At 36.0% G+C, this 26,750-nt stretch carries 25 protein-coding genes and 4 tRNA genes; 28 read left to right on the top strand and 1 reads right to left on the bottom strand.

Features of this window, described 5'->3' with window-relative positions:
• The 24 genes from BN3004_RS07770 (at position 1) to BN3004_RS07655 (ending at position 17,711) form a co-directional block, all read left to right on the top strand.
• Positions 1-1,017: a pyridoxal phosphate-dependent aminotransferase gene (locus BN3004_RS07770; RefSeq protein WP_058260609.1), complete on the top strand. Its 1,017-nt coding sequence runs from the start codon at positions 1-3 to the stop codon at positions 1,015-1,017.
• Complete coding sequence (locus BN3004_RS07765) at positions 1,014-2,315, top strand: cobyrinic acid a,c-diamide synthase CobB (protein ID WP_058260608.1); 1,302 nt, start codon at positions 1,014-1,016, stop codon at positions 2,313-2,315. Before BN3004_RS07770 ends, BN3004_RS07765 begins: the two co-directional genes overlap by 4 nt.
• Positions 2,308-2,934 carry a precorrin-8X methylmutase gene (locus BN3004_RS07760; protein ID WP_058260607.1) on the top strand — a complete coding sequence of 209 codons (627 nt, stop codon included), beginning with the start codon at positions 2,308-2,310 and terminating at the stop codon, positions 2,932-2,934. The genes BN3004_RS07765 and BN3004_RS07760 overlap by 8 nt, the downstream gene beginning before the upstream one ends.
• Positions 2,931-3,998, top strand: a complete 1,068-nt coding sequence (gene cbiD / locus BN3004_RS07755) for a cobalt-precorrin-5B (C(1))-methyltransferase CbiD (protein ID WP_058260606.1) — start codon at positions 2,931-2,933, stop codon at positions 3,996-3,998. The genes BN3004_RS07760 and cbiD overlap by 4 nt, the downstream gene beginning before the upstream one ends.
• Positions 3,992-4,582: a precorrin-6y C5,15-methyltransferase (decarboxylating) subunit CbiE gene (gene cbiE, locus BN3004_RS07750; RefSeq protein WP_058260605.1), complete on the top strand. Its 591-nt coding sequence runs from the start codon at positions 3,992-3,994 to the stop codon at positions 4,580-4,582. Before cbiD ends, cbiE begins: the two co-directional genes overlap by 7 nt.
• Entirely contained in the window at positions 4,569-5,117 is a 549-nt protein-coding gene (locus tag BN3004_RS07745; protein WP_058260604.1) for a bifunctional cobalt-precorrin-7 (C(5))-methyltransferase/cobalt-precorrin-6B (C(15))-methyltransferase, read from the top strand. Before cbiE ends, BN3004_RS07745 begins: the two co-directional genes overlap by 14 nt.
• A complete protein-coding gene (gene cobM, locus BN3004_RS07740; protein ID WP_058260603.1) occupies positions 5,110-5,865 on the top strand; it encodes a precorrin-4 C(11)-methyltransferase in 756 nt (251 codons plus the stop codon). The genes BN3004_RS07745 and cobM overlap by 8 nt, the downstream gene beginning before the upstream one ends.
• Complete coding sequence (locus BN3004_RS07735) at positions 5,858-6,817, top strand: cobalt-precorrin 5A hydrolase (protein ID WP_058260602.1); 960 nt, start codon at positions 5,858-5,860, stop codon at positions 6,815-6,817. The genes cobM and BN3004_RS07735 overlap by 8 nt, the downstream gene beginning before the upstream one ends.
• 1 nt (position 6,818) lies before the next feature.
• Entirely contained in the window at positions 6,819-7,538 is a 720-nt protein-coding gene (gene cobJ, locus BN3004_RS07730) for a precorrin-3B C(17)-methyltransferase (protein WP_058260601.1), read from the top strand.
• On the top strand, positions 7,535-8,293 hold the full coding sequence (gene cobK, locus BN3004_RS07725) for a precorrin-6A reductase (RefSeq protein WP_058260600.1): 759 nt from the start codon (positions 7,535-7,537) through the stop codon (positions 8,291-8,293). Before cobJ ends, cobK begins: the two co-directional genes overlap by 4 nt.
• A complete protein-coding gene (locus BN3004_RS07720) occupies positions 8,277-8,573 on the top strand; it encodes a cysteine-rich small domain-containing protein (RefSeq protein ID WP_058260599.1) in 297 nt (98 codons plus the stop codon). The genes cobK and BN3004_RS07720 overlap by 17 nt, the downstream gene beginning before the upstream one ends.
• Positions 8,566-9,099 (top strand): bifunctional adenosylcobinamide kinase/adenosylcobinamide-phosphate guanylyltransferase, encoded by a 534-nt coding sequence (cobU, locus tag BN3004_RS07715; RefSeq protein ID WP_058260598.1) that lies wholly within the window; start codon positions 8,566-8,568, stop codon positions 9,097-9,099. Before BN3004_RS07720 ends, cobU begins: the two co-directional genes overlap by 8 nt.
• The gene (gene cobS, locus BN3004_RS07710) at positions 9,096-9,815 is read left to right on the top strand and encodes an adenosylcobinamide-GDP ribazoletransferase (protein WP_058260597.1); all 720 of its coding nucleotides are present in this window, start codon (positions 9,096-9,098) and stop codon (positions 9,813-9,815) included. Before cobU ends, cobS begins: the two co-directional genes overlap by 4 nt.
• Positions 9,816-9,823: 8 nt before the next feature.
• Positions 9,824-10,396 carry a histidine phosphatase family protein gene (locus BN3004_RS07705; protein WP_058260596.1) on the top strand — a complete coding sequence of 191 codons (573 nt, stop codon included), beginning with the start codon at positions 9,824-9,826 and terminating at the stop codon, positions 10,394-10,396.
• Position 10,397: 1 nt separating this feature from the next.
• Complete coding sequence (locus BN3004_RS07700) at positions 10,398-11,177, top strand: TraX family protein (RefSeq protein ID WP_058260595.1); 780 nt, start codon at positions 10,398-10,400, stop codon at positions 11,175-11,177.
• Entirely contained in the window at positions 11,177-12,055 is an 879-nt protein-coding gene (locus BN3004_RS07695; RefSeq protein WP_058260594.1) for an S-layer homology domain-containing protein, read from the top strand. Before BN3004_RS07700 ends, BN3004_RS07695 begins: the two co-directional genes overlap by 1 nt.
• Positions 12,056-12,180: 125 nt before the next feature.
• Positions 12,181-12,762, top strand: a complete 582-nt coding sequence (locus tag BN3004_RS07690; RefSeq protein ID WP_058260593.1) for a hypothetical protein — start codon at positions 12,181-12,183, stop codon at positions 12,760-12,762.
• A complete protein-coding gene (locus BN3004_RS07685; RefSeq protein ID WP_058260592.1) occupies positions 12,762-13,640 on the top strand; it encodes a DMT family transporter in 879 nt (292 codons plus the stop codon). Before BN3004_RS07690 ends, BN3004_RS07685 begins: the two co-directional genes overlap by 1 nt.
• Positions 13,641-13,872: 232 nt before the next feature.
• A tRNA-His gene (locus BN3004_RS07680) sits at positions 13,873-13,949 on the top strand.
• Between the two features lie 18 nt (positions 13,950-13,967).
• Positions 13,968-14,044: transfer RNA gene (locus BN3004_RS07675), tRNA-Lys, on the top strand.
• Between the two features lie 4 nt (positions 14,045-14,048).
• Positions 14,049-14,132 (top strand) — tRNA-Leu (locus BN3004_RS07670).
• Positions 14,133-14,254: 122 nt separating this feature from the next.
• Positions 14,255-14,330 (top strand) — tRNA-Arg (locus BN3004_RS07665).
• A gap of 292 nt (positions 14,331-14,622) precedes the next feature.
• Positions 14,623-16,554 (top strand): threonine--tRNA ligase, encoded by a 1,932-nt coding sequence (thrS, locus tag BN3004_RS07660; RefSeq protein ID WP_058260591.1) that lies wholly within the window; start codon positions 14,623-14,625, stop codon positions 16,552-16,554.
• Between the two features lie 131 nt (positions 16,555-16,685).
• A complete protein-coding gene (locus tag BN3004_RS07655) occupies positions 16,686-17,711 on the top strand; it encodes a C40 family peptidase (RefSeq protein WP_058260590.1) in 1,026 nt (341 codons plus the stop codon).
• A gap of 117 nt (positions 17,712-17,828) precedes the next feature.
• Here the strand turns inward: BN3004_RS07655 and BN3004_RS07650 are convergent, their stop codons facing one another.
• Positions 17,829-18,824: a helix-turn-helix domain-containing protein gene (locus BN3004_RS07650; RefSeq protein WP_058260589.1), complete on the bottom strand. Its 996-nt coding sequence runs from the start codon at positions 18,822-18,824 to the stop codon at positions 17,829-17,831.
• A gap of 159 nt (positions 18,825-18,983) precedes the next feature.
• Here BN3004_RS07650 and BN3004_RS07645 point away from each other — a divergent pair, with 159 nt between their 5' ends.
• The 4 genes from BN3004_RS07645 to BN3004_RS07630 all read left to right on the top strand — a co-directional run bounded on the left by BN3004_RS07645 (position 18,984) and on the right by BN3004_RS07630 (position 26,748).
• Positions 18,984-20,738 (top strand): ABC transporter ATP-binding protein, encoded by a 1,755-nt coding sequence (locus BN3004_RS07645; protein ID WP_058260588.1) that lies wholly within the window; start codon positions 18,984-18,986, stop codon positions 20,736-20,738.
• Positions 20,722-22,443, top strand: a complete 1,722-nt coding sequence (locus tag BN3004_RS07640) for an ABC transporter ATP-binding protein (protein WP_058260587.1) — start codon at positions 20,722-20,724, stop codon at positions 22,441-22,443. The genes BN3004_RS07645 and BN3004_RS07640 overlap by 17 nt, the downstream gene beginning before the upstream one ends.
• Positions 22,444-22,847: 404 nt before the next feature.
• Positions 22,848-24,599 carry a single-stranded-DNA-specific exonuclease RecJ gene (gene recJ / locus BN3004_RS07635; protein WP_058260586.1) on the top strand — a complete coding sequence of 584 codons (1,752 nt, stop codon included), beginning with the start codon at positions 22,848-22,850 and terminating at the stop codon, positions 24,597-24,599.
• Between the two features lie 4 nt (positions 24,600-24,603).
• Positions 24,604-26,748 (top strand): RelA/SpoT family protein, encoded by a 2,145-nt coding sequence (locus tag BN3004_RS07630; protein ID WP_058260585.1) that lies wholly within the window; start codon positions 24,604-24,606, stop codon positions 26,746-26,748.
• Positions 26,749-26,750: the final 2 nt, after the last annotated feature.

The following is a 26,750-nucleotide window of genomic DNA, read 5'->3' as shown; positions in this document are numbered from 1 at the left end:
ATGCACGGAGCCAATTTTTATGATTACGACAAAAAACTCATAGATTTCAGCTCTAACATTAACGTATTTAATATGAACGAAAGACTTTTCTCCTTTATCAGAGATGACTTTGACCATGTCAATGTTTATCCCGACATTAAGGCGAGAGAAGCGATAGATAATGTAGCCACTTACTTGGCTTGTGATGCGTCTAATATTATCCTGGGCAATGGGTCTATAGAGATAATTGACAAGGCGATACACAGGGCAGGTCGAGTGGTTATTTTTGACCCATCGTTCTACGAGTACGAGCTTAGAGCTAGTGTTTACAAAAAAGAATTGATTAGAATAAATTATAAGGATTTTAAAATTGATTTTGACGAATTAAACGTCTTAAAGAAGGGCGACCTACTAATCCTCACAAACCCAAATAATCCTAATGGCAGATTGCTTAAGAAGGAAGAGCTAATTAAGGCACAAGAAATTTGTAAAGAGCATGGCGCGACGCTTTTACTTGACGAGGCCTTTATTGAGTTTTCTCTGCATGATTATGACAGCATAAAATTATTTAAGGATGAAGACGTGATTATTGTAAGAGCTATGACTAAGACCTTTGCCTTGCCAGGAGTGCGCTTTGGCTTTGCCTATGCGCCAAAGGACTTCAAGGACTACTACGATGAATTGTGTCTTGCTTGGTCAACTGGCTTTATACAAAATGAAGCGGCAAAACTATTGGCAAATAGTGAAGAATATTTAAGTGAAACAAAAAAATATTATCATGATGAACGAGCTAGATTAAAAAATTTATATAAAGATTTTAAAAATTTTGAGATGATAAATAGTGATGCAAATTTCTATTTACTTAAATTAAAAAAATATAGTGACGAAGAAATGTATAAGATTATGCTCGAAAAGGGTATACTTCTAAGGAGGATGCAAGGCTACAAGAACATTGAAAATAATTATGTGCGCCTTGCAATAAGGACTCGTGAAGAGAATGATTACTTACTTGAAAAACTAAGGGAGATAGAGAAGTGAAAGGCATATGTATAGCTGCTATGAACTCAAATAGCGGCAAGACAACTATAAGTTTAGCTTTGGCAAGACTGCTTGCCAATAAAAATAATAAAGTGAAGTACCTTAAGAGCGGACCCGATTTTATCGACTCAAGGCTCGGTTCATTCGCATCTAAAGGGGACTATGGTAATGTCGACATCTTCATGCAAAAGAGTGGCGCGACTGAAGTAGGAGCAAGCGATGCAGACTACTGTGTTTTAGAAGGAGTTATGGGTTACCTTGACGGCATATATAATACGATGGAGGCATCAACTTATGCCAATGCAAAGGCTTTGGGACTAAAAACAGTTTTAGTACTTACTCCAAAGGGCGAGATGTTTTCGCTGATTGCAAAGCTAAAAGGCTTTATGGACTACGCTGATAATATAATTGGCGTTATATTTAATAAGACGCACGCAAAACTATATGCTATATATAAGGATCTAGTAGAAAAAGAACTTGGCTTAGAAGTTTTTGGCAATATCGAAATGGACGAGGACTTTGCTATAGAAGACAAGGACCTTGGACTAGAACTGCCAAGCGATATCAAGGCTTTTGACGAGAAGCTCGACACTATAGCTGCAAAATTGGAAAAGCAAATAGACTTTGAAAAATTACTAAAATATTTCGAAGTGGCAAAGACAGAAGCAAAAAAAGATTTTCCAAAGTCAAAAACTAGAGTAGCGATAGCCTATGACAAGGCATTTAACTTCTATTACAAGGAGAATATAGATTTTCTGGAAAAGTATTTTACTGTGAAGTGCTTTTCGATACTGGATGGCGAAGAAGTGCCTGAAGCTGATTTACTTTACATCGGCGGAGGTAATTTGAAAGATTATTTAGAAGATATCCAAAAATCAAAGTCCTTAGATAGCATAAAGAAATATTATGAAGACGTAGGAAAAATATTTGCCGAAGGCGAAGCTACTTACTTTTTGGCTGAAAGCTTTAATGAGCACAAGATGCTTGGTCTAATAAAAGGTAAGGCCGTGAGCGAAAAAAGGCTTCATAATTTTGGTTACGCATATCTAAAAGCGCTTAGAAAGAATTTTTTATTTGATCAAGACAAAATTTTCTATTCGCAAGAATTTCATAAGAGCAGCTTAAGTGATAACGAATTTAATTTATTTAAGGTAGAAAAACCATATAGAGAGGACACTTGGACTAGCTCTTTTGCGGGCGATAACATCGTTGCGATTGAGCAAAACATTTCCTTTGTTCAAGATGAAGAGTATTTTTATAAAAAGATAGATAGTTTAAGAGGTGAAAATTATGTATAATTACGACAATAACCCTATGAATATTGAAAACACAAGTATGGACATAATCGATAAGGAGCTTGTAGGAACTAAATTTACTGAGACCGAAAAACTTATAGTGAAGAGAATGATTCACTCGACAGGAGATTTTGATTACAAAAACATAATCGATATAAGAAATAATTTTCTTGATGAAGCGCTTGATGCGCTTAAGAATGGTGCCAAGATTTATACTGATACAAGGATGACTATGGCTGGCGTCAATGAAACTAGCTTAAAGAAGCTTAACTGCGAGATCATCAACCACATCAAGGACGACGATGTAAGGGAGCTTGCCAAGGAAAAAGGCACAACAAGAAGCTATCAAGCAATAGAGAAGACTATAGGCGAAGACATCGCCATCTACTCAGTAGGAAACGCGCCAACAGCTCTATATAGAATCATAGAGCTGATTAAGGAAGAAAAAATTCATCCAAAGGCAGTTATTGGTGTGCCAGTAGGCTTTGTAGGTGCGGCTGAATCAAAGGAAGCACTTAGAGAAGTAGGCATAGCACAAATCTCGACAGTGGGCAACAAAGGTGGATCAAACGTAGCGGCATCAATAATTAACGCGCTTTTATACATTTTATACAGAAAATGAATAAATACGATATAGTTGATGGCAAAAGCCTTAGATATGGTTACACAACTGGTACTTGCGCGGCTGTTGCAACACATGCGGCGCTTATAAATCTATTGGACGCTCCAGTTAGTGAATACGATATAGACCTGCCATGCAATGAGACGATCAATGTTGCTATCAACTCTAATGAAAAGGGTGATGGCTACGCCATAAGCTCAGTTATAAAGGATGCTGGTGATGACCCAGATCAAACCAATGGCATAGAGATCTTTTCTAAAGTTTCTTTAAGAAGCGATGGCAAGGTCATTATAAAGGGCGGCGAAGGCGTTGGTGTTTACACAAACGATTCAATCTTCGGCAAGAAGGGCGAGTACGCCATAAACAAGGTGCCAAGAGAGATGATTACTAAAGAGGTCGAGCTTTTAACTGACAAAGGTGCTGATGTTACTATATTTACGCCCATGGGTGTTGAGATTGGCAAAAAAACTTTTAATCCAAACATTGGCATTGAAGGTGGCATCTCGATAATCGGTTCGACTGGGCTAGTTAAGCCTATGAGTGAAGATGCGCTTTTAAAAACAATAGAGCTTGAGATAAAAACGCTTTATCTTGACAAGAGAGCGAGAGAAATCGTTCTTACACCAGGCAGCCACGGTCTTAAAGAGGCTAATAGCATCGGCATAAAAGAAAATGTCGTTTTAACGAGCAACTACATCGGCGATTCGCTTAAGATGGCGTATGAAATTGGTTTTAGAAAGATTACTCTTATTGGCCATATAGGTAAATTCGCAAAGCTATCAATAGGTGTATTTAACACGCACTCAAAGAACGCCGACACGCGTATGGAGGCCTTTGTGTATTATTTAGCGATGATGAACAAGCCTCATGAAGTGATTAAGGAAGTGGATGCCTTTATCACTGCAGAAAAGTGTTACAATTATCTTTATGATGCAGACTACAAGGACATTTTGTGCGCTATGGAAGAGGGCTGCGCGAAACGTGTCAAAACTTATTTAAAAGATGAGGCACTTGATGTGGATGTAAAAGTATATTCGTTTGAAAAAGGAGTATTAGATTGTTAATAGTAGTTGGAGTAGGACCAGGTAAAAGTGAATATATGAGCGTAAAAGCATATAAAGCGATAAAAAATGCTTCTAAGGTCTATGCGTTTAAAAGGGTTAAGGAAGAGCTCGAAGATGAATTTACTCATATAAATGAAATTTCTGTAAAGGATTTAAAAAATATAAAAGAAGGAGTTTTATTATTATCAGGTGATCCATCTTTTTATGGTGCAGTTGATTACTTGAAGCGTGAGGGCATTGTCATTGACGAAGTGATCGCGTCTATAACAGCTTTTCAGTACTTAATGAGCAAGGCGCAAGTGAATTGGAACGAGGCAAAAACTTATTCATTACACGGCAGAGAGCTTGATGATGGCTTCAAGACCATAGTCATGAATAATGATAAGGTTATTGTACTATGTGATAAGGATAATAATCCAAAGGCTATAAAGAAGTATTTAGACGAAAAAAATATTAAGAGAAAATACATCGTCGGCACTAATTTATCGCAAAGTGGCGAAGTGATTAAGACTTATGATGCGGACGATGAGATTGATATAGAAAATAGTTTATCGGTGGTGATTATTATAAATGAAGTGGTTTAAGGATGAGGACTTCATCAGGGGCGAAGTGCCTATGACGAAGTTCATAAAGAGAAACGCAATAGTGAGCTTATTAGACGTGAGTGAAGATGACAAAGTCTTAGAGATAGGTACGGGCACAGGCAGCGTCACTTGCCAAATGGCAGTCATTTGTAAAGAGGTCACTACTATTGAAAGAGATGACGAAGCCATAAGCATAGCGAAGAAAAATTTTGAAAAATTTGGCCTAAATAATATTAAGCTCATTAAGGGTAAGGCGCCTGAGGGCATGGATGGAACCCAATTTAATAAGGTTTACATTGGAGGCTCTGGAAAAAATTTAGAGAGCATTATGGATAAGCTTGATGAAAAAAATAATTTTACTGTCATTGCGAGCTTCATTATTTTTGACAATGCTTATGAGTTTAAAGATTTACTAAAAAAGAAAAATTATAAAAACATTGATACATACATGATAAATGTGTCTAAAGCGGAGAAGCTTGAGATGATGATAGCTGAAAATCCGGTGATTATTGTGAGAGGTGAAAAGAATGATTAGTTTTGTGGGCGCAGGTCCTGGGGACAGTGACCTAATTACAGTTAAAGGACTAAAATTATTAAATGCAGCAGACGTAATTATATATGCTGGCTCCTTAGTATCTAAGGATATACTATCTGGGATAAAAGAGGGAGCAAAAGTATTTGACTCAGCTAAGATGACTTTAGAAGAGGTAGTAGATGAATTTATTAAGGCAGAGGAAGCTGGTTTAAACACAGTTAGACTACATACTGGAGACCCAAGCATATATGGCGCGATAAAGGAGCAAATAGATACGCTTGACTTACTTGGCTACAAATACGAAGTAATTCCAGGCGTTACAAGCGCCACAGCTGCTTGTGCAAGGATAGCTAAAGAATTCACTCTACCTGAAGTTAGTCAAACGCTCATCATCACTCGTATGGAGGGAAGGACTAAGGTGCCTGAGACTGAAAAGCTAGCCGAGCTTGCTAAGCACAAGACATCTATGGCAATTTATCTATCGGCATCACTTACAGAAAAGGTTCAAGAGGCGCTACTTGAGAGCTACGAAGATCCAAATACGCCAGTAGTTATCGCTTATAAGGCGACTTGGGCTGATGAAAAAATTATTTATACCAACATAGCAAATCTTGTAAAAGATGCTAAAGAAAACAATATTACTAAGCACGCTCTAATACTTGTTGGCAAATTTATTAACGCACGTTATGAAAGAAGCAAGCTTTATGACCCAAGCTTCTCGACTGAGTATAGAAAAGCAAATGAATAAGATCATCATCACCTACACTGAAGCTGGCCTTGCTATAGCTAAGACTATAGCAGCTGGCTTTGATGTAGAAATTTTTTATAAGGATAAAAACGTCGACAAGGTCTTGGAGGATAGATGGTCTTCGCTTGATACAATCATATTCATAAGCGCAACGGGCATAGCAGTTCGTAAGATTGCTCCTTTAATCAAAGATAAGTACACAGACCCAGCAGTTCTTGTGATTGACGACAAGGCAAAGCACGTTATATCGCTTTTATCTGGTCACATAGGCGGGGCAAATGAACTTGCTATTGATATTGCTAAGACTATTGGTGCTGAGCCAGTCATTACTACGGCTTCTGACAATAGAGGCCTAGAAGCACTTGATATTTATTTAAGAGATAATGGTTTTGCATATAATTCAAGAGAGGCGCTTACCATGATTATGGGGGCCATAGTAAATAATAAAAAAATTTATCTAGATGCAGATGATTTTGCTTTTAGATATGACAATTTCACAAATGATAAAAGTGAAGCAGACTATGCCATAATCCAAGATGAAGGCTATATGATAAATGACAATAAAAACACTCTTTACATCATAAAGAAAAAATACAATATGGGCATAGGCCTAAGACGAGGCACGGATTTTGATGTTTTGGAAAAAGCTTTTCAAGAAATTCTTAAAGAGATGGACATAAATCCAAAGGCAATTAAGCGTTTTGGCTCAATCGATATAAAGAAGGACGAAGAGGCTCTTCTTGAGCTTTGCAAAAAATACGATAGAGAGCTAATTTTTTATACTGCAGATGAACTTAACGAGGTAGATGTCACAGAAAAGTCTGACTTTGTCAAGAAAATTACAGGCGCTTACTCAGTTAGCGAGGCCGCGGCGAAACTGCTTGGCGGAAAAATTATTTTATCAAAGAAGATTATCGATTCAATAACATTTTCAATTACAGAGGAGATATAAAATGAATAAATTATATGTTGTGGGCATAGGACCCGGATCAAAAGAGAATATGACTTTCAAGGCGGTAGACGCAATTAAAGAAGCGGATACAATTGTCGCTTATACAAAGTATCTTGCTTATGTAGAAGACTTTATAAATGGTAAGGAAATTATCAAAACTGGTATGACAGGCGAAAAAGAAAGATGTCAGCTCGCTATCGACGAGTACAATAAGGGCAAGACTGTTGCCATCATCTCAACTGGTGACTCAGGTCTATATGGCATGGCGGGCCTTGTTTATGAAATAGATCCAAGTATAAACATCGAGGTAGTTCCTGGAGTGAGCGCTGCATTCTCGTCAGCAAGCGTTGTTGGCGCGCCTTTAATGCATGACACTGCTCTAATTAGCTTATCGGACTTACTTACTGATTGGGATCTTATTCTTAAGAGGGTAAGGAACTGTGCTGATGCAGACATGGTCATCGCTCTATACAATCCAAAGAGCAAAAAGAGAGTGGACCACTTAAAGGAAGCGCTTGATATAATTAGAGAATATAGAGATGCGCAGGCACCTATTGCCATGGTTAAAAATGCTTTAAGAGAAGGCATGGACTATAGGATAAGTACTCTTGATGATGTTGATTATGATTTTTGCGATATGAACACGACTGTCATCATTGGCAATAGCCAAAGCTACATTAAGAATGGCAAGTTCATTACGCCTAGAGGATACAAGCTATGATACTGATCATAGGAGGCACAAGCGAAGGCGAAGAGATATACGAAAGGCTCAAGGACAAGTACGATTTATTTCTTTCAGTCGCGACTGAGAGCGGCAAGAAGCTTTATGCGTCAAAGGATTTAATCATGGGCAGGATGAATAAGGACGGCTTTAAAGATTTTATAGCGAAAAATGATATCGACATGATTATAGATGCTTCACATCCATTTGCAGTTGAAGTGACAAAGAACGCTTCAGAGGCAGCCAAAGAGATGAATATAAATTATCTTCGCTATGCGAGAAGCGTTTTAGATTATGAAGAAAAAGATAATATAGTTAGAGTGTCATCGTATGAGGCAGCGTTTAAGTATATTGACACGCTAAAAGACAAGGAAGAAAATTTTTTATTCACAACAGGCTCAAACAGGATAAAAGATTTTGAAAAGGTGAGGGGTAAGAACAGATTTATCTACAGGGTATTGCCGAGCGCTGAGAGTATAAAGGTATGCGACGACAATCATATAGAGATGAAAAACATCGTTGCTCAGATGGGTCCATTCACCCTTGAAGAGAACATTGCTTTGATTAAGAGATACGATATAAAATATTTAGTGAGTAAAGAGAGCGGTAAAGTAGGCGGAACTGACGCTAAACTTGATGCTTGTTTACAAAGAAATATAATTTGTGTTATAATTACAAGGGAAGAAGAAAATGCTTTACATAGCATTGATGAAGTAATTAATTATATGGAGGCTAATTATGGAAGATTCTTATAGATTTTTTAATAACAAGAAATGCGCGTACATGCCGTGTCATAAAGTTGATAATACTGAGGATTTCAACTGCTTGTTCTGTTACTGCCCTTTATATCTAATGGAAGAGTGCGGCGGCAATTACAAGATGACAGCAGGCATTAAGGACTGCTCAAACTGCTTGATACCTCATAGACCAAAGGGTTACGACTACATCGTAAACAAGTTTAGAGAGTACAATCAAAAAAAGGCAGACGAATATATCGCAAATCTTGAAAAAGAAATGAACAAGGACAATGATTAAGCTTGTACTAGGCGGAGCGCGAAGCGGCAAAAGTGAGTTTGCTGAAGATATCTACAAGGGTATAGACGATGTAACTTACATAGCTACTGCTAAAGCTATTGATAAAGAATTTGCAAATAGAATTGCTCTTCACAAGGCAAGACGCAATGCTAAGTGGACTACTATAGAAGCTTATAAGGATTTTGTATGCCTTGATATGAAGACTAAGTACTATTTTCTTGACGATGTGACCAATATGCTTACGAATATACTTTTTGATCACATAGGAGATAGAGATATTACTGATGAAGATGCATCTTTAGTAGAAAAACTTGTTATAGATGAATTTATGGCTCTATTTAAAAATATAAAAGAGATGGGTGCTGATTTAATTATTGTTTCATCAGAGCTAGGTGCAGGTCTTGTGCCAGAAGCAAAACTATCGAGACTATTTAGAGATATGCATGGCAAAGTCAATCAATACATCGCGAAAAATGCGGACGAAGTTTATTACGTCATCGCATCGATTGGAGTGAAGATAAAGTGAAGGGACTAATACTAGCTCTGCAATTCATGACGAGGGTGCCAATCAATATAGGCGTCGATTTTAATAAGAAAAATATAGGAGCGATGCTTTGCTTTTTTCCTTTTATTGGCCTAATCATAGGTCTATTTACCTTTGTGCCGACAATATTCTTACGTGATAAAATATCTATGGACCTAGTGGCTCTCTTAAACATCATTTTTTATCTATTGATAACAGGCGCTTTACACATGGACGGCCTATCTGACACGGCTGATGCATTTTTATCAAACAGAAGCAAGGACAGGGTGAAGGCCATAATGAAGGATTCTACAGTGGGCACTTTTGGCGTAATTAGTATAGTCATTATACTTGCGGCAAAATTTTTTGCATTTAAAGATATTGCAATTCAAGGATTTAAATGGGACTACATATTTATATATATTTACTCAAAGACCATTGCGATGAATGCGTTTATCTACTTTAGGAGCGCGGACAGCAGCACTTTGTTCAAGACATTTAAGGAGAGCAGAAATACTTTTCTTATCAACTTTATGAACTTAGTCGTGATATGCGCAAGCATAATATTTGACTACAAAGTCTTAGTTTATTTACTTATCGAAGCAATAGTATTTGTGCTTTTGTATTTAATTTCACTTAAGAAGATAGATGGCGCGACAGGAGATACTATAGGCGCGTCAGTAGAATTAGCAGAAACAATAAGTTTATTCATAAAATAGGGGGCAATATGAGATTTTATTTAATAAGACATGGGGAGTCTGAAGACAATTTAAATATGATAACGTCAAGGGTCGATACGAAGTTATCGGCGAATGGCAAGGCTCAAGTAAAGACTTTAAGAGATGAGTACGCTGACATTAATGACAAAAAAGTCATCGTATCAAATTTATTTAGAGCGCAAGAGACAGCTGAGCTACTTGGTGTTAAGTCATATGAAGTAGATGAGAGAGTTAGGGAGATAGATTTAGGCGAGTTTCAAGGACATTCTTTCGAGGAGCTAGAAAGAATATATCCAGAAGAGACAAAGAAGCGCTTTGAAGAGCCATTCACATTTAAATTCCCTGGCGGCGAATCATTTACTGACTTAAGAGAGCGCACGAAAGAGTTTTACGAGGAAAAGGTCGAACTTGGTGAGGACGTAGTTGTCATCTCACACGAAGGCTTTATTAGAACTATGCTTTCGATAGCGGTTGACAAAATAGAAGCTTATTACAATTTTAAGATAGAAAACGCTAGGATATGTGAAATTGAAGTTATAGATGGCTTTCCTATCATCAATAAAATAAATTTTGGAGTTTAAAATGGAAGCACAATCAAATCTATTAGAAAAGAAAAAACCTTGGGGACTTAATCAAACACAGCTTAAGTTTATAGCCATACTATCAATGCTAGTTGACCACTTAGTTTACGGCATATTTGAAGTAGGCTTGTATCAAAACATAATTAGCGCATCAAACATCGCCATCGGCGGCTCTTACGTAACAAGCGCGATGATGGAAAAATTAGAGTTTTTTGGCAGGATAGTCATCGGTAGAATTGCCTTTCCACTCTTCTGTTTCTTTATAGTACAAGGCTTTATGCATACAAGAAACAGAATGAAGTACGCCTTAAGACTACTCATCTTTGCATTTATATCAGAAGTGCCATTTGATTTAGTAAGTTCAAACGTCATTTTCGATCCAAACTATCAAAACGTGTTCTTCACCTTGTTTTTAGGCTTGGCAGCACTTATCATCATAGAAAAGTTTGCTAATCAGCCGCTAATAAGAATAATTGGCACTATCGCTTGTATAATCGTAGCGAAGTACTTAAGGTCTGACTATGACATGTTTGGCGTTATGCTTATTATACTTATGTACTTTGTTAGATTTAATAAGTTCCAAAACTTAATGGTCGGCATGTCAACACGCTACTTCTATGGCTTTTACTATCAAATGACAGCCTTCGCACTAATGTACTTATACAACGGAGAAAGGGGGAAGGGTCTTAAATACTTCTTCTATGCATTCTATCCAGTTCACTTACTATTGATTTACTTCTTGAGAATGTATATAGCAAGTAACCCTATAGCAATATTTTAATGAGAAAGACGATAATTATAATTCTGGCAGCCATGCTAATTTCTTTAGTTTCACCTATGTTAATGGCAGAGGAAGCTAGCAAAACCATAAACATAAAAGCAGCAAAATTTGAAGATAATAAAATTGAGATTGAAGTCGATAGCACTGAGCCTTATCTAAGCTTAGAGCTTGATTACAAGAAAGACACGGACAAATGGCTTAGCGAAGATTTTGATAACCTTATTACTTTGACTTACAATGAAAAAACTTGCAAGTACGAGCACAAATTTAAAGATGATATAAAGTTTTCACAAAGCTTTGAGATTAGGCTTAGACCTATAGTAAACGCGGTTAAGGGAGATTTTTCAAATGTGATTGTATTCAAGCACACGCTTAACGCGAAGAACTATGATGCGTGGGCGGTTGACTACATACACAAGGCAGATAGTCTTGGACTAGTCACTGAGTCCATGAGAGAGGACATGAAGGCAGCTACTAGCAGACTAGAATTTGTTGAGGCGCTAATCAAGGCCGTTGAGTATAAGAATACCATCAAAGACTATGATAATGAAGTAGTGAGCGACACGTCATCCATTGCCGTGAAGAAGGCATATAAATTAAAGCTACTGACATACAACGAGTCGAAAACATTTGGACCAGACAGAAAGATTACAAGGGAAGAGGTAGCCGTGATTTTGGATAAACTTGCGAGCGTGATTAAGTTTGAAGATAAGTTCGAGAACAAACTTACTTACAATGATGCGAGCGAATGGGCTCTTGCTTCAATCGATAGCGTTGTTAAGAAGGGACTGCTTCTTGGCGATAATAAGCAAAGATTTAATCCGAAGAAGAACATGACTAGACAAGAAGTACTAGTAACAGTACTTAGATTAATTTAACTATATATTTACTGCTGAGCAATAGCTCGGCAGTTTTTTATAGCAGCTATAGCTTATATCACGTGTTGACAATTGCATTCATCAAGTGTATAATATTTATTAGATATCAATTTATGGAGGTTATTATGAAAAAGATACTAATTGCACTACTACTAGCACTTTCACTATTAAGTGTGGCTTGCTCAGCACCTGCTAACAAAGATGCTGAAAAGAAAACTGAAACTGCTAGCACAGAAAAAACTGAAGAAAAAGATACAGCTGACGATAAGAAGGCTGAAGAAGAAACACCAGAAGAAAGTGGCGACATGAAGGATAAAGTTAATATCAAGTACTTTGATGACTTTAAAGATGGCGAGCTACTTGCTATAGCAAACATCACTAATAACAACGATAAAGAAGATTTATTCGCTGCATACAATGTAAAAGAACTACTTCTAAGTGAAAATGACGACGCAAAAGAATATTTAATCATACCTAAGGAAGACAAGACTGATTTAATAATCAAGGAAAAGGACTCTGAGGGAGATGGCGAATCATTTACGTTAGGTAAGAAGTTTGGACTTAAGCTAGCTATATCAGATGCGGATCTTGAAAAATTTGTCTTCACTATTAAGAATGGTGACAATACTAAGGACTTCAGCATGAAGCTTAAAGAAGACGGCAGCCTAGACCTAGGTAAAGAAGTAATCGAGGTTGTGTTTAAATAATGAACGATAAGACAAAAGGTATTTTATGTATGGTGGCATCTGCACTAGCATTTTCGCTAATGCAGATTGCTGTCAAGCTTACTTCAGACAATGTAAGTATATTTTTACAAGTTGTATTTAGAAATTTTATATTAGCAGTCTTTAGTATAATAATGCTTAAGAAAAATAAAGAAAAGCTAATGCCTGTCAAAGAACACAGACTAGCTTTATTTTTTAGAGGTTTTTTAGGTCTATTCGGCGTTGTTTTGTACTTTTACGCAACAAAGAACATGCCAACAGCCAATGCAGCCATCTTACAAAAGAGCTCACCTTTCTTTGTAATGATATTTGCGGCTATATTCTTAAACGAAAAATTAACTAAAGTTCATGTACTATCGCTATTAATTGCCTTTGTAGGAGCCTACTTTGTAACTAATCCATCAGGCAATTACAATTTGCTTCCAGCTCTATCAGGTATATTCTCAGCCGTATTTGCTGCAGGTGCTTATACCATAATCGGTAAGCTTGGTAAGAGCGAAAATGCTTACAGAATCATGCTAGCTTTTGGAGCTGTTACTTGTGTCAGCTTGTTTATACCACTTGTGATGACATATAAAAGGCCACTTCCTATTGACTGGCTATGGCTATCAATGATAGGCATCTTTGGTGGCTTGGGTCAATATTTATTAACAATTGCCTATCTATATGCACCAGCAGGCGAGGTAAGTATATATAACTACACTTCAGTTATATTCTCAGCTATACTAGGTTTTATAATCTTCGGAGATAAGATTATTCCTATAGAGTTTTTAGGTATAGGACTGATACTTTTATCAGCGCTAATACTATTCTTATATAATCAAAAAAACCTAGGACGTTTTGAAATTAAAAAAAAGTAAAGAATTTTTAAAAAAACTATTGACAAAGAGACGTAATAGATGTATAATTAACGAGTGCTTGATGAGATTAGGCACTTACTAAGACCTAAATAAAAGAAATTAAAGAAAAGTTAAGAAAATTTTAAAAAAGTCTTGACAAGCTTTCTTTTATTTGTTATAATGGCAAAGTAGTTGTTAAGAGAGCTAACTACTTTGGCCGAAGATAGTAAGTGATCTTAATTCCAGAGATATGGTGGGTATAGCCTAGTTGGTTAGGGCGCCAGATTGTGGCTCTGGAGGTCATGAGTTCGAATCTCATTATCCACCCCATAATTTTTTTAAAAATTTGGTCCATTAGCTCAGCCGGCCAGAGCACCTGACTTTTAATCAGGGTGTCCCGCGTTCGAGTCGCGGATGGATCACCAACATGCGGGAGTGGCGGAATTGGCAGACGCGCTAGACTTAGGATCTAGTGTCAACGACGTGGGGGTTCAAGTCCTCTTTCCCGCACCAAAAGAAGTGTTCGCACTTCTTTTTTTTATACATAAATTCTTTTACTAATCCATTGAATTAATCATCGCAAACGCCATTACTATAAACAAGGCTATTAGCATAAAGGTGATTAAAAACTACCAGCATCTATAGCTCAGTGGATAGAGCGGCCGACTCCGGATCGGCAGGCCAAAGGTTCGACTCCTTTTAGATGCGCCAAAAAATTCTTGACAAAGCAAAGTCTTTGTGATAGTATATAATAAATTAATATTTAAAGATAATGAGAGGAAGAGTAGTATACTTAAGCTTATCAAGAGAGGGAATGCTGGCTGTGATTTTCCTATAAGCACTTATATGAAGACTAACCTTGAATCGGATCCGAAAGGAATCACGGAGTGGAGCACGTTATAGCTCTAGAAAGAAGTAATTAGGGTGGAACCACGGTCTCATCGTCCCTTGAGGGATGGTGGGCTTTTTTTTATTTCACCAGAAGATATTATAGGAGGTAAAAATGTCAAAGATTATTGTAGCACTACCTGATGACTCTAAAAGAGAGTATGATAAGGGAGTAAAGCTTTATGATGTGTGCAAGGACATATCAGAAGTATTATTAAGAGATGTATTAGGAGCAGTTGTCAATGGTACAACTATGGGCCTACAAGAAACGCTAGAAGAAGATAGCAAGGTAAAATTTGTTAAGTTTGAAGACAAAGAAGGCAAGGCTATATTCTGGCATACATCAGCTCACCTTATGGCTTACGCAATACAAAGATTATACAAGGACGTTAAGTTCGCCATTGGTCCATCTATTGATGATGGTTTCTACTACGATTTCGATACAGAACATAGATTTGTTCCTGAAGATTTTGAAAAGATAGAAAAGGAAATGACTGCCATAGTTAAAGAAGGCGGCGTTCTTGAGAGATATGAAATGCCAAGAAATGAAGCGATTGAGCACTTCAAGAAAATGGGCGAAAAATATAAAGTTGAATTAATCGAAGATCTTCCAGAAGATGCTCACATATCATTCTACAAACTAGGTGACTTCGTTGACTTATGTAAGGGACCTCACCTATATGACATCTCAAAGATTAAAGCCTTCAAATTGCTTTCAATAGCAGGCGCTTATTGGAGAGGCGATGAACACAACGAAATGCTTCAAAGAATTTACGCTGTATCCTTCCCTAAGAAGAAGATGCTTGACGAGCACCTAGCAAGACTTGAAGAAGCAAAGCTTAGAGACCACAGAAAGATTGGTAAAGAGATGGATTTGTTCAGCATGCACGATGAAGGACCGGGCTTCCCATTCTTCCATCCAAACGGAATGGTTGTTAGAAACGAGCTTCTTTCTTGGTGGAGAGACGTTTTAGCTAAGAATGGTTACGGTGAAATACTAACACCTATCATCTTAAACGAAGACCTATGGCACAGAAGCGGTCACTGGGATCACTATAAAGAAAATATGTACTTTACTAAGATAGATGATAAAGATTATGCAATCAAACCAATGAACTGCCCAGGCTCAACTATAGTTTACGCAAACAGCCAACACTCATACAAAGAGCTTCCAATTAGGTTATCAGAGTTTGGTCAAGTACACAGACACGAGCTTTCAGGTACACTACACGGATTATTCAGAGTAAGAACATTTACTCAAGACGATGCTCACGTATATTGCTTGCCATCACAAGTTGAAGACGAAGTATTTAAGATGATAGACCTAGCAGACTACTTATACAGCACTTTCGATTTTAAATACACAGTTGAGCTATCAACAAGACCAGATGACTTCATGGGCGAGATAGAAACTTGGAATATAGCTGAAGCGGCACTTAAGTCAGCACTTGAAAAGAGAGGCATTGAATACACTATCAACGAAGGTGACGGCGCTTTCTATGGACCAAAGATTGACTTCCACTTAGAGGACGCTATAGGAAGAACATGGCAATGCGGAACTATTCAATTAGACTTCCAAATGCCAATTAACTTCGACTTAACATATATTGATGAAAATGGTGAAAAGAAGAGACCAGTTATGCTTCACAGAGCTTTATTTGGCTCATTAGAAAGATTCTTAGGAGCACTTATCGAAAAATTTATCGGCAAGTTCCCATTATGGCTTGCGCCAGTTCAAGTAAAGATATTATCAATATCAGAAAAGTTCAATGACTACGCAAAATCAGTTTACGACGAGCTAAAAGCAAATGGATATAGAGCCGTTCTTGACGATAGAAATGAAAAGATTGGCAAGAAGATAAGAGAAGCACAAGTGGAAAAAGTTGAGTACATGCTAATAATAGGAGAAGAAGAAGCAAGTACAAAGACAGTAACTATTAGACACAGAGATCTAGGCGACCAAGGAAAAGTGTCATTAGAAGACTTTATGTCTAGAATCAGAAAAGAAATTGATAATAAAGAAATAATTAAGAAAGAAGAAAAATAACATACTACTAAAGTATGAAAATTAAGAAAAAATAGAAAAATTTATTTAAGAATCAAGGGAATTTTTATAAAACCCTTGATTTTTTTTCTGATTTAGTATAAAATAACTAGTACCTAAGGGAGGTAATGCAAATGAAGAATTCAAATTACAGATCATGCGTCTTACTAGTTTCTTTATTCCTAATATCACTGATCGGATTTAAAGACTACGGCGTTATGGTTAAACCTTTCGTTAGCAAAGACAATGTAAAATTTGACGATAAAGAAATTGTTAACATAATAAATGAAGATAAAGACTCATATACAGTTAGTAAAAGCGGCAAGGCTGTTAAGCTTGCAAAGGATGCACTTATTGTGACACAAAAAGATACTAATAAGTATAGAGTAGTTTCATTCACAGGCATATCAGCTTCACAAGGCGTAGCTCCTTTTGATTACTTAATGCCTGGAGAAATTGTCGAGCTTCTACATACTGGTGCAGATGGATCTATATTTTCAGACTCGAAGATGAGAGTTGGTTTATTAGAAATTAAAGACTTGGAAAATATTAAAGAAAGGGCTACTACAGAAGCATACTCAAAGGTCAATAAGACACTTAAGTCTGGAGATAAAACTCTTGTACTAAAGATGAATGATAAGGTTAATATACTTAGCTATGATGGTAAGACATACACATTAAGTGATGGCAATAACACATTCCTAGCACATAAGAATGACATTTCCTTAGTAGAAATAAAAGAAGAAGCAGAAAGCGTAGACAGATCAGCTTACGCTGGACGCAAAGATGTTATGGGCCTTGTAGAATTTGCCAAAGCGCAAATAGGCAAGCCATACGTATACGCAGCAGCTGGTCCAGACAGTTTTGACTGTTCGGGCTTAGTTTACTATTGCTATAAGAACGTTTTAAACATGACTGTTTCAAGATCATCATCAGCACTTGTTTCGTCCGGCGTGCCTGTAGAAAAAGCAAATCTATTACCAGGCGATATACTTTTATTCAACACTTACGGTAGTGGTATATCACACGCAGGCCTATATATTGGCGACGGTAAGATGGTTCACGCATCAAGCGGTAAGATGATGAGCGTTGTAATATCCGATATAAATTCAGGATACTACTTAGATAAGTTTGTTGCAGCAAGAAGAGTAATTAAATAGTTTATATTGAGCTCCTATTTTGGAGCTCTTTTTCATGTCAATGACGCAATGTCTTTGCAAGTATTTCATTTAAGAGGTCTAGATTTAATCTAGGCCTTTTCTCTTTTATAAAACACTTTATTTGTCACAGTGATCACATCTTAAACTATCATGATTATAAGTTGTATTTCGTACCTCACTAGGAAGTTTTCCCTTATATCTTTTGTAATAAATTGAAAATTTGCTTGCAGATGTGTATCCAACAGATTCTGCTATCTCTTTTATAGGTAGCCCTGTGTTTAGTAGAAGTGTTTCAGCCACATTCATTCTTTTTCTCTGAGTATACTCTGTAATACTTTGACCATATTTCTCTTTGAATAGATTTTTTAGTTTAGTTCCACTCATTTTAGATATTTTTTCAAGAGTACCTTGATTTACATTCGTTGCGAAATGATCTTCTAAAAATCTAGCGACATCTTCAAGCGCTTTATCATCATCAATTTCAATTTTATATTTTTTTCTATTTAAGTAGGTATCTATTACTATACTTATCCACTCATTTGCCTTTGCTTTAAAGAAAAAATCAGCGGCGGGTGCGGCCATTTTACAATTTAATATTTCCATTGCAACTTTTTCTAAGGATTTTGTAAGAATTATTTGATTCGGCTGAAGTAAAACTGAATAAAATGATTCTGGATTAATGTTAATAGACGCTAGATGTTTTTCTATTAGCGCTTTTTTAAAACCAATGGAAACAGCAAGATAACAACAATTCTCATGCAATAAAAAAACAAAATCATCTCTTATATTATCAAAATCAAAAGTACATAATGAGTTTGCAGTAATCGTTTGATACGGATTAAACTTTTCTCCATTTGCGCTGACTATGTAGCTTGTGTAAATTGATACATAGTCTGCCATGCTATAAGTACTATTTTGAATTACTTCTTCTTTAATATAAAAATCATGTATATCGATAATGAAGCCTTCTCCTTCATAAAACCAATACAGCCCTTCTGCATAAGTTAAGTTATCTTTATTCCAACAAAAAGTGTGGCCTGCACTTGAGTACTTCTTATTGTTTTTACATTCATCCACCTTCATATAATCTTTTACAAAATCATAATATCTCATAATACACCTATCCCTTTCAGACAATATTCCTAATAGACTTAGTTAGCCGCGGCTATTGCATTACTAATTATACCTGATGTATAATAAAAAAGCAAGGATAAAGATTGCTAGCAAAGAAAATTTTATCTAAAAGGAATATCAAAGAAGGGAGATAATATTATGAAGATTTACAAAAAACTATTTGCTTATGTACAGGATAAAAAATATCTTGGGGCTTTGGCTATAGTTTTTTCTGCTATATCTGCTGTGCTTACGGTATATGGATTTTATTTAATCTACAAATTTCTGGATAATTTAATAATTAATTCAAATTTATCTGGCGCAGAGAGCATAGCATTAAAATCGGTCGTTGCATTAACAAGTGGAGCTATATTATATATTGTTTCAGCAACATTTTCACACATACTAGGATTTAGACTCGAAACAAATTTAAGGAAGAGGGGGATAGACGGCTTAGAGAAAGCAAGTTTCAGGTTCTTTGACCTAAATCCATCTGGTCAAATAAGAAAGATCATTGATGATAATGCCGCGCAAACTCATCAGGTTGTAGCTCACATGATTCCAGATAGTTCTCAAGCAATAGTTACACCCATACTTGTCCTTGTACTAGGCTTTATAGTAAGTATAAGAGTTGGCATAACCTTGCTTGCTCTTACCATAATTGGCGGCTTAATTTTAGGGGCAATGATGGGTGAGCAAGAATTTATGAAGATATACCAAGAAGCCTTATCTAAACTAAGTGCTGAAACTGTTGAATACGTAAGAGGAATGCAAGTTGTAAAAATATTTAAAGCAAATGTAGAGTCCTTTAAAAGCTTTTATAAGGCGATAAAAGATTACTCAAAGTATGCTTATAATTATTCACTATCTTGTAAAATACCTTATGTTTTGTATCAATGGTTGTTTTTTGGCTTGATTGCAATTTTAATTATTCCTATAGTTTATTTTATAAATAGCTTAGGCAGCGCCAAGGTGATTTTACTTGAGCTTATCATGATTTTATTCTTATCGGGAGTTCTCTTTGTTTCATTTATGAGGATGATGTGGTACTCTATGTACATTTCTCAAGGCAATTATGCAGTAGATACTTTAGAGGCACTTTACAATGATATGCAAAAAGACAAATTAGTGCACGGTGATGTCAATAATTTTAAAAACTATAATATAGAATTTGATAATGTAAGCTTTGCTTATAACGATAAAGCCGTCATTGAAAATTTATCCTTTAAATTAGAAGAAGGAAAGTCCTATGCGCTAGTCGGTTCATCGGGATCAGGCAAATCAACAGTAGCAAAACTTATATCGGGTTTTTACAATGTTAATCATGGAAGCATAAAGATAGGCGGCATAGCAATAAGTGAATACTCTGACGAAGCCTTAATTAAGGCAATTTCCTTTGTTTTTCAAGATTCAAAATTATTCAAGCAAAGTATTTATGACAATGTAGCTTTAGCTAATAAAGATGCGGGCAAAGACGACGTTATGAGAGCCTTAAAATTAGCAGGATGCGATTTGATACTAGACAAATTCCCAGAAAGAGAAAATACTATCATAGGTTCAAAAGGAGTTTATTTATCTGGTGGAGAAAAACAAAGAATTGCAATTGCTAGAGCAATTTTAAAGGATTCCAAAATTATCATTATGGATGAGGCCTCGGCGTCTATTGACCCAGATAACGAGTTTGAATTGCAAAAAGCTTTTAAAAATCTGATGAAGGATAAAACAGTTATCATGATTGCGCATAGACTATCTACAATTAAAGACCTTGATGAAGTTATTGTAATGGATAGTGGAAAAATTATAGAGAGAGGCTCTGACAAAGAATTAATGTCAAGAGATACAAGGTATAAGAGATTGCAAGAAATGTTTAACAGTGCGAATGAATGGAGGGTTTCAAATGAAGGAGTTTTATAAAAAAAGATTTGCTCTTACAGATAAAGGAGCAAGAAATTTAAGTAAAGCAACACTGGCTTCATTTTTCGTTTATTGTATAAACATGCTTCCAGCGATATTACTAATGATTTTTGCTCAGGAAGTCTTGGAAAATATTGGTAGAAGCAAGGGATTTTATATGGTATTCTCAGTTTTGACCTTGATAGCAATGTATATTTTGCTTTCTATCGAATACGATAAACTATATAGCACAACATATCAAGAAAGTGCGGATTTAAGGGTAAGAACAGCAGAAAATTTATCAAAACTGCCTTTATCTTACTTTTCTAAGCATGATATTTCAGATTTAGCGCAAACAATCATGGCTGACATTGAAGGTATAGAACACGCGATGAGCCACTCAATACCAAAAGTCGGCGGCATGGTACTTTTCTTCCCACTAATATCCATCATGATGCTAGTGAGCAATGTGAAGATGGGTTTAGCTGTAATTATTCCATCTCTTTTAAGTTTTATATTTATACCACTATCTAAAAAACATTCAGTTAAGGGAGAGAAAGAATATTATAAGGTCTTAAGAGAAAACTCAGAAAGCTTTCAAGAAAATATCGAGATGCAAATGGAGATCAAAGCCTATGGCTTATCAGAGGAAATGAAAGATAAGCTATATGAAAAAATGGATAAAAGTGAAAAAGTGCACTTAAAGACAGAGATGGGACTTATTTTAACTATGTCTATATCTTCAATTTTTAGCTTTATATCCCTTGCTGTCGTAATATTTGTTGGCGTAAATCTAATTATTAATAAAGAGATAAGTGCTCTTTACCTTGTGGGATATTTGCTAGCGTCTATGAAGATAAAAGACGCTCTTGATGCATCTAAAGAGGGAATGATGGAGATATTTTATTTAACACCAAAGATTGAAAGACTAAAAGAAATTCAAAATCAAGAATTACAAGAGGGCGAAGACTATAATTTGAAAAAATTTGATATTGATTTAAAAGATGTTGAATTTGCTTATAATAAAGACGCAAAAGTTTTAAATGGCGTAAGCTTTAAAGCTAAGCAGGGAGAGGTAACTGCTTTAGTAGGAGCAAGTGGATGCGGTAAAACAACTATATTGAAACTTATATCAAGACTTTATGATTATGATGAGGGACAAATCTTAATCGATGGCAAAGATATAAAAGAAATATCAACAGAATCTCTTTTTGATAAGGTTTCAATAGTTTTCCAAGATGTAGTTCTCTTTAATCAAAGTGTTATGGAAAATATTAGACTTGGTAAGCAAGATGCAAGCGACGAAGAAGTAAAAAGAGCAGCAAAACTTGCAAACTGCACAGATTTTATAGAAAAAATGGATAAAGGTTTCGATACAGTTATTGGTGAAAATGGCGCGGAGCTATCAGGAGGGGAAAGACAAAGGTTATCAATAGCCAGAGCCTTCTTAAAAGATGCGCCGATATTGATCTTAGATGAGATAGCAGCAAGTCTTGATGTTGACAACGAGAAAAAAATCCAAGAGTCTTTAAATAATTTAATTAAAGATAAAACTGTTGTCATCATTTCACATAGAATGAAATCTATAGAAAATGCAGACAAGATTGTAGTTCTTGAAAACGGAAGAGTAGAAAGCGAAGGCAAACATGAAGAGCTTTTACAAAAATCAAAAGTTTACAAGAATTTAATAGAAAAAACAAAAATGGCAGAAGAATTTATTTATTAGGAGAGAAACTTTCTAAAAGATATACTTAAAAACTTTTCGCTTGTTATGCAAGACGCAAACTACTATATTACAGATGAAGTGTTCAAAGAGCTTAGTCTAGGAGTAAAGAATTTTGATGAATAAGAGGCAAAAATTATTTTAAAAGATTTAGGCATAGATGAGTTTATTGAATTATAAAAAAGTCAATATAAAAATTTAACACTGCAATCTTTTTAGAATGGTCTAGATTATATCTAGGCCTTTTCTTTTTATCACAGAATTGAGTACTTATTTATCACGGACTAATATTCAAAACTTTAAGATTTTGTATATTACTTTTTTATATTGATTTACTTTATAAAAAATGCTTTTAATATTAAGCAATTTATGATATAATGATTAAATATAGATAATGGGGTTATTGTATGCAAAAATGGTTTTTGAAAAACAGAAATGCTGAGAATTATTCGGCGGTTAAGAGCATAGTAAAGGATGATCTACTAGCAAAAGTTCTTTGCAATAGAGGCGTTGTCGATGCTGATGAAGTCATTGATTACTTAAACGATGACTACACTAAGATTTACAGAACTGATGGCCTTCCAGATATGGACGTGGCGCGCGAAATTATTAAGGACGCTATAGATAATCACAAGAAGATCAGAGTCGTTGGTGACTATGATTCGGACGGCATCATGTCTACTACGCTTTTACTTAGAAGCCTTAAGTCCTTCGGGGCAGAGGCTAGTTTTGAAGTGCCTGATAGAAAGGCGGATGGCTATGGCATCAATAAGCGTATAGTTGATGGCTGCATTAAAGATGATGTAGCAGTCATAATCACTTGTGACAATGGTGTATCAGCCTTTGAAGCAGTGAAATACGCTAAGGATAATGGCATAAAAGTCATTGTTACCGACCACCATTTACCTAAAATTGAAGATGGCAAAGAGATTTCTGTTGAAGCAGATGCAATAATTGACCCAAAAGTTGAAAAGTCATCCTATACATTTAAGGAGATATGCGGAGCCTTTGTTGCTTTTAAATTAATTACATATATTAGCAAAGACTACGACTTTAATCCTGATTTAATTGATGAAATTATTCAGTATGCAGCTTTTGCGACTGTAACTGACATCATGCCGCTGCTTGATGAAAACCGTGACCTTGTAAAGAGAGGCCTGGAGCTAATGAATTCAAGACCAGCCAACGTATTCTATCATTTGAAGAACGAGTTAAAAGTTGATAAGGAGATAAATGTATTTCATATTGGCTTCATTTTGGGTCCATCAGTCAATGCAATAGGCAGGCTAAGTAATGCAAACCACGCAATTGCGGCCTTTGAGTCTTGTGATGATGATAGTATAATTGCAATTTGCAAGGAATTATATGCTCTTAATCAAGAGAGAAAAGATTTGACAGAGCTTGGCTACGATGTGGCAATAAAAGAGATGGAAGCAGATGAGGCTTTTGAGGACAAGGACATAATTATAGTTAAATCCAAAGATATAGAAAGAAGCGTCGCGGGTATTGTCGCTGGAAGGCTTAAGGAAAGGTATTACAAACCAGCCATAGCCTTATATGAAGAAGATGGCGTTTTATATGGTTCGGCAAGATCTATTGAGGAATACAATATATTTGACGAGCTAAACAAGGCTAAGGAGCTTTTAAATAGCTTTGGCGGACATAAACTAGCGGCGGGCTTAGAGCTTAAGCTTGATAATTATGACGATTTTGTCACACTTTTAAATGAAAATTCGACTCTGACAGATGAGGATAAGATAGAAAAGATATATATCGATGCCTTTTATCCAATTGATTTTCAAAAATTTTCGACTTATGACACAATTGAAAAGTTAAAACCATTTGGAGAGAAGAACCCTGCTGTACTATTTGCAGATAAAGACCTTATTTTAAAGGATATAAGCGTTTTTGGACAGAATCGCAGCGTGATAAAGCTAAAATTCAGAACTAAGCTTGATAATATAATGATGGCTATACTATTCTATAAGGAAGATGAATTTAAAAAAGACTACGAAGATCAGTTTAACTCTGATATATACAGGGATTTAGCAAGTGGCAAGGAGATAATTATGGACATTTGCTACAATCTTAGAATTAATGAGTACATGAATAATAAAAATCTAGAAATAAATATTAAGCACTTTAGATTTAGGAGGTGAGCTTATGATAGAAGATTTAATCAAAATTATTGAAAAATACATGACTGAAGAGGAAGTTGCCTTTGTAATGAAGGCTTTTGAATATGCTAAAATGATGCATAAGGATCAAAAGAGAAAGTCTGGCGAGCCTTATATAATTCACCCTGTCAATGTTGCTATCATACTCGCTGACCTAGATATGGACGTCGAGACCATCATAGCTGCGCTTCTTCATGATGTGGTTGAGGATACGCCTGCGACTTATGATGATGTAAAGAACATGTTCTCAGAGGACATCGCAAATATTGTCGATGGGGTAACAAAGTTAAATAAATTAAATTACAAGAGCTCTGAAGATTTTCAAGCAGAAAACCTTAGAAAGATGATTCTTGCTATGAATAACGACATCAGAGTCATCATTGTAAAACTTGCAGATAGACTACATAATCTTCGTACGCTTGAGTATATGAACGAAGAAAAGCAAAAGCAAAAGGCTAAGGAAACTATAGAGATATATGCGCCACTTGCTGGTAGGCTCGGAATTTTCAAGATTAAGTGGGAGCTTGAAGATTTATCTTTAAGGTATCTTGATCCAGAAGGCTACTACGACTTGGTTGAAAAGATCAACAAGAAGAGGAGCGAGCGCGAGAAAGAGATCAATGAGATTATAAAGGCTATATCAACTGAGCTTGATAAGCAAGAGCTTCACTACGATATAAGCGGTAGACCGAAGAATTTCTACAGCATATACAAGAAGATGAATGGCAAGAACAAGAGCTTTGAGAGTATATATGATTTAATTGCCGTGAGGATACTTGTCGACACGGTTAAGGACTGCTACGCTGTTTTAGGTATAGTGCACTCCATGTGGAAGCCACTTCCAGGCAGATTCAAAGACTACATCGCTATGCCTAAGCCAAACATGTATCAATCGCTGCACACAACTGTTATTTCTGACACTGGAGAGATATTTGAGATACAGATTAGGACTTACGAAATGCATGAAGTGGCCGAATACGGTATCGCTGCGCATTGGAAATATAAGGGTGGCAAGGCTCAAGGCAAGGACGTTGACAACAAGCTTGACTGGCTAAGGCAATTGCTTGAATGGCAAAAAGACTTAAAGGATCCAAAAGAGTTTATTGATACGTTAAAGATAGACTTTTTCGATGATGAGGTCTTTGTTTTCACGCCTAATGGTGATGTTGTCGACCTTCCAGAAGGTTCGACTCCGGTCGACTTTGCTTATAGAGTACACACAGGCGTTGGTAACACTTGTGTTGGAGCTAAAGTTGACTCAAGGATAGTTCCACTAAACTATAAGCTTAAGAATGGTAATATAGTTGAGATTATCACGCAAAAATCAGCTTCTGGCCCAAGTAGAGACTGGCTAAAATTTGTAAAGAGCCCAAGAGCTAAACAAAAGATTAAACAATGGTTCAAGTCTAAAGAAAAAGACATCAGCATTGAGAAGGGCAAGGAGCTATTTGAGAGAGAAGCGAAAAAGCTTGGTCTTGATACAAATATTCTCGATAATGAAAAGATTTATAATAAATTAGCAAAAGAACTTTCAATTAACTCTATCAGTGATTTGTTCGCATCCATTGGTTATGGTAATTTTAAAGAGAAGCTTGTTATTAATAAGATTTTAAATATTAAAAATGCTATAGAAAATATTGGTCTAACAAAGAACGAGGACGACTACCTAAAGAGCTCTTCATCGAAGAAAGATGCTACAGGTGTTAAAATCGATGGCCTTGAAGGCATGAAGATAAAGTTTGCCAAGTGTTGTAACCCAGTGCCTGGCGATGAAATCATTGGTTTTGTTACTAGAGGCTATGGTGTTTCTATACACAGAAAGGACTGCACAAACATTGCCAATTTCTTAGACTCAGACAGATGCCTCGAGGCAGAATGGGATGCGGCATCGAGTGAAAAGTTCCTTGCAAATGTTACAATCAGAGCGGTTGACAGGACAGGAATACTTTCAGAGATAACTGCTATGGCGAAAGAAGCAAATGTTGGTATACAATCACTTAGTGCAAAGAGCAATACCATTAGCGATATATTTATATATTTGACTTTTGAAGTAGTGGGAAAGGATGAGCTTGACAAGATGATACAAAAGCTTAAGACTATAAACGGCATTTTAGATGTGTACAGGTCATAGAT

Source organism: Fenollaria timonensis, from assembly GCF_001457835.1.
Classification (GTDB): Bacteria; Bacillota; Clostridia; order Tissierellales; family Peptoniphilaceae; genus Fenollaria; species Fenollaria timonensis.
The sequence above is the reverse complement of the archived record's forward strand: the minus strand, read 5'-3'. Positions and strand labels throughout refer to the sequence as shown.

Bases quoted from the DNA above. Each gene is read 5' to 3' on its own strand.
- BN3004_RS07685 (WP_058260592.1), top strand. From the start codon at position 12,762: ATGAACGATAAGACAAAAGGTATTTTATGTATGGTGGCATCTGCACTA.
- cobJ (WP_058260601.1), top strand. From the start codon at position 6,819: ATGAATAAATTATATGTTGTGGGCATAGGACCCGGATCAAAAGAGAAT.
- BN3004_RS07690 (WP_058260593.1), top strand. From the start codon at position 12,181: ATGAAAAAGATACTAATTGCACTACTACTAGCACTTTCACTATTAAGT.
- cobK (WP_058260600.1), top strand. From the start codon at position 7,535: ATGATACTGATCATAGGAGGCACAAGCGAAGGCGAAGAGATATACGAA.
- BN3004_RS07705 (WP_058260596.1), top strand. From the start codon at position 9,824: ATGAGATTTTATTTAATAAGACATGGGGAGTCTGAAGACAATTTAAAT.
- BN3004_RS07645 (WP_058260588.1), top strand. From the start codon at position 18,984: ATGAAGATTTACAAAAAACTATTTGCTTATGTACAGGATAAAAAATAT.
- cobM (WP_058260603.1), top strand. From the start codon at position 5,110: ATGATTAGTTTTGTGGGCGCAGGTCCTGGGGACAGTGACCTAATTACA.
- BN3004_RS07630 (WP_058260585.1), top strand. From the start codon at position 24,604: ATGATAGAAGATTTAATCAAAATTATTGAAAAATACATGACTGAAGAG.
- recJ (WP_058260586.1), top strand. From the start codon at position 22,848: ATGCAAAAATGGTTTTTGAAAAACAGAAATGCTGAGAATTATTCGGCG.
- BN3004_RS07640 (WP_058260587.1), top strand. From the start codon at position 20,722: ATGAAGGAGTTTTATAAAAAAAGATTTGCTCTTACAGATAAAGGAGCA.
- BN3004_RS07735 (WP_058260602.1), top strand. From the start codon at position 5,858: ATGAATAAGATCATCATCACCTACACTGAAGCTGGCCTTGCTATAGCT.
- BN3004_RS07770 (WP_058260609.1), top strand. From the start codon at position 1: ATGCACGGAGCCAATTTTTATGATTACGACAAAAAACTCATAGATTTC.
- cbiD (WP_058260606.1), top strand. From the start codon at position 2,931: ATGAATAAATACGATATAGTTGATGGCAAAAGCCTTAGATATGGTTAC.
- cobU (WP_058260598.1), top strand. From the start codon at position 8,566: ATGATTAAGCTTGTACTAGGCGGAGCGCGAAGCGGCAAAAGTGAGTTT.
- BN3004_RS07655 (WP_058260590.1), top strand. From the start codon at position 16,686: ATGAAGAATTCAAATTACAGATCATGCGTCTTACTAGTTTCTTTATTC.
- BN3004_RS07650 (WP_058260589.1), bottom strand. From the start codon at position 18,824: ATGAGATATTATGATTTTGTAAAAGATTATATGAAGGTGGATGAATGT.
- BN3004_RS07700 (WP_058260595.1), top strand. From the start codon at position 10,398: ATGGAAGCACAATCAAATCTATTAGAAAAGAAAAAACCTTGGGGACTT.
- BN3004_RS07745 (WP_058260604.1), top strand. From the start codon at position 4,569: ATGAAGTGGTTTAAGGATGAGGACTTCATCAGGGGCGAAGTGCCTATG.
- BN3004_RS07720 (WP_058260599.1), top strand. From the start codon at position 8,277: ATGGAAGATTCTTATAGATTTTTTAATAACAAGAAATGCGCGTACATG.
- BN3004_RS07760 (WP_058260607.1), top strand. From the start codon at position 2,308: ATGTATAATTACGACAATAACCCTATGAATATTGAAAACACAAGTATG.
- BN3004_RS07695 (WP_058260594.1), top strand. From the start codon at position 11,177: ATGAGAAAGACGATAATTATAATTCTGGCAGCCATGCTAATTTCTTTA.
- thrS (WP_058260591.1), top strand. From the start codon at position 14,623: ATGTCAAAGATTATTGTAGCACTACCTGATGACTCTAAAAGAGAGTAT.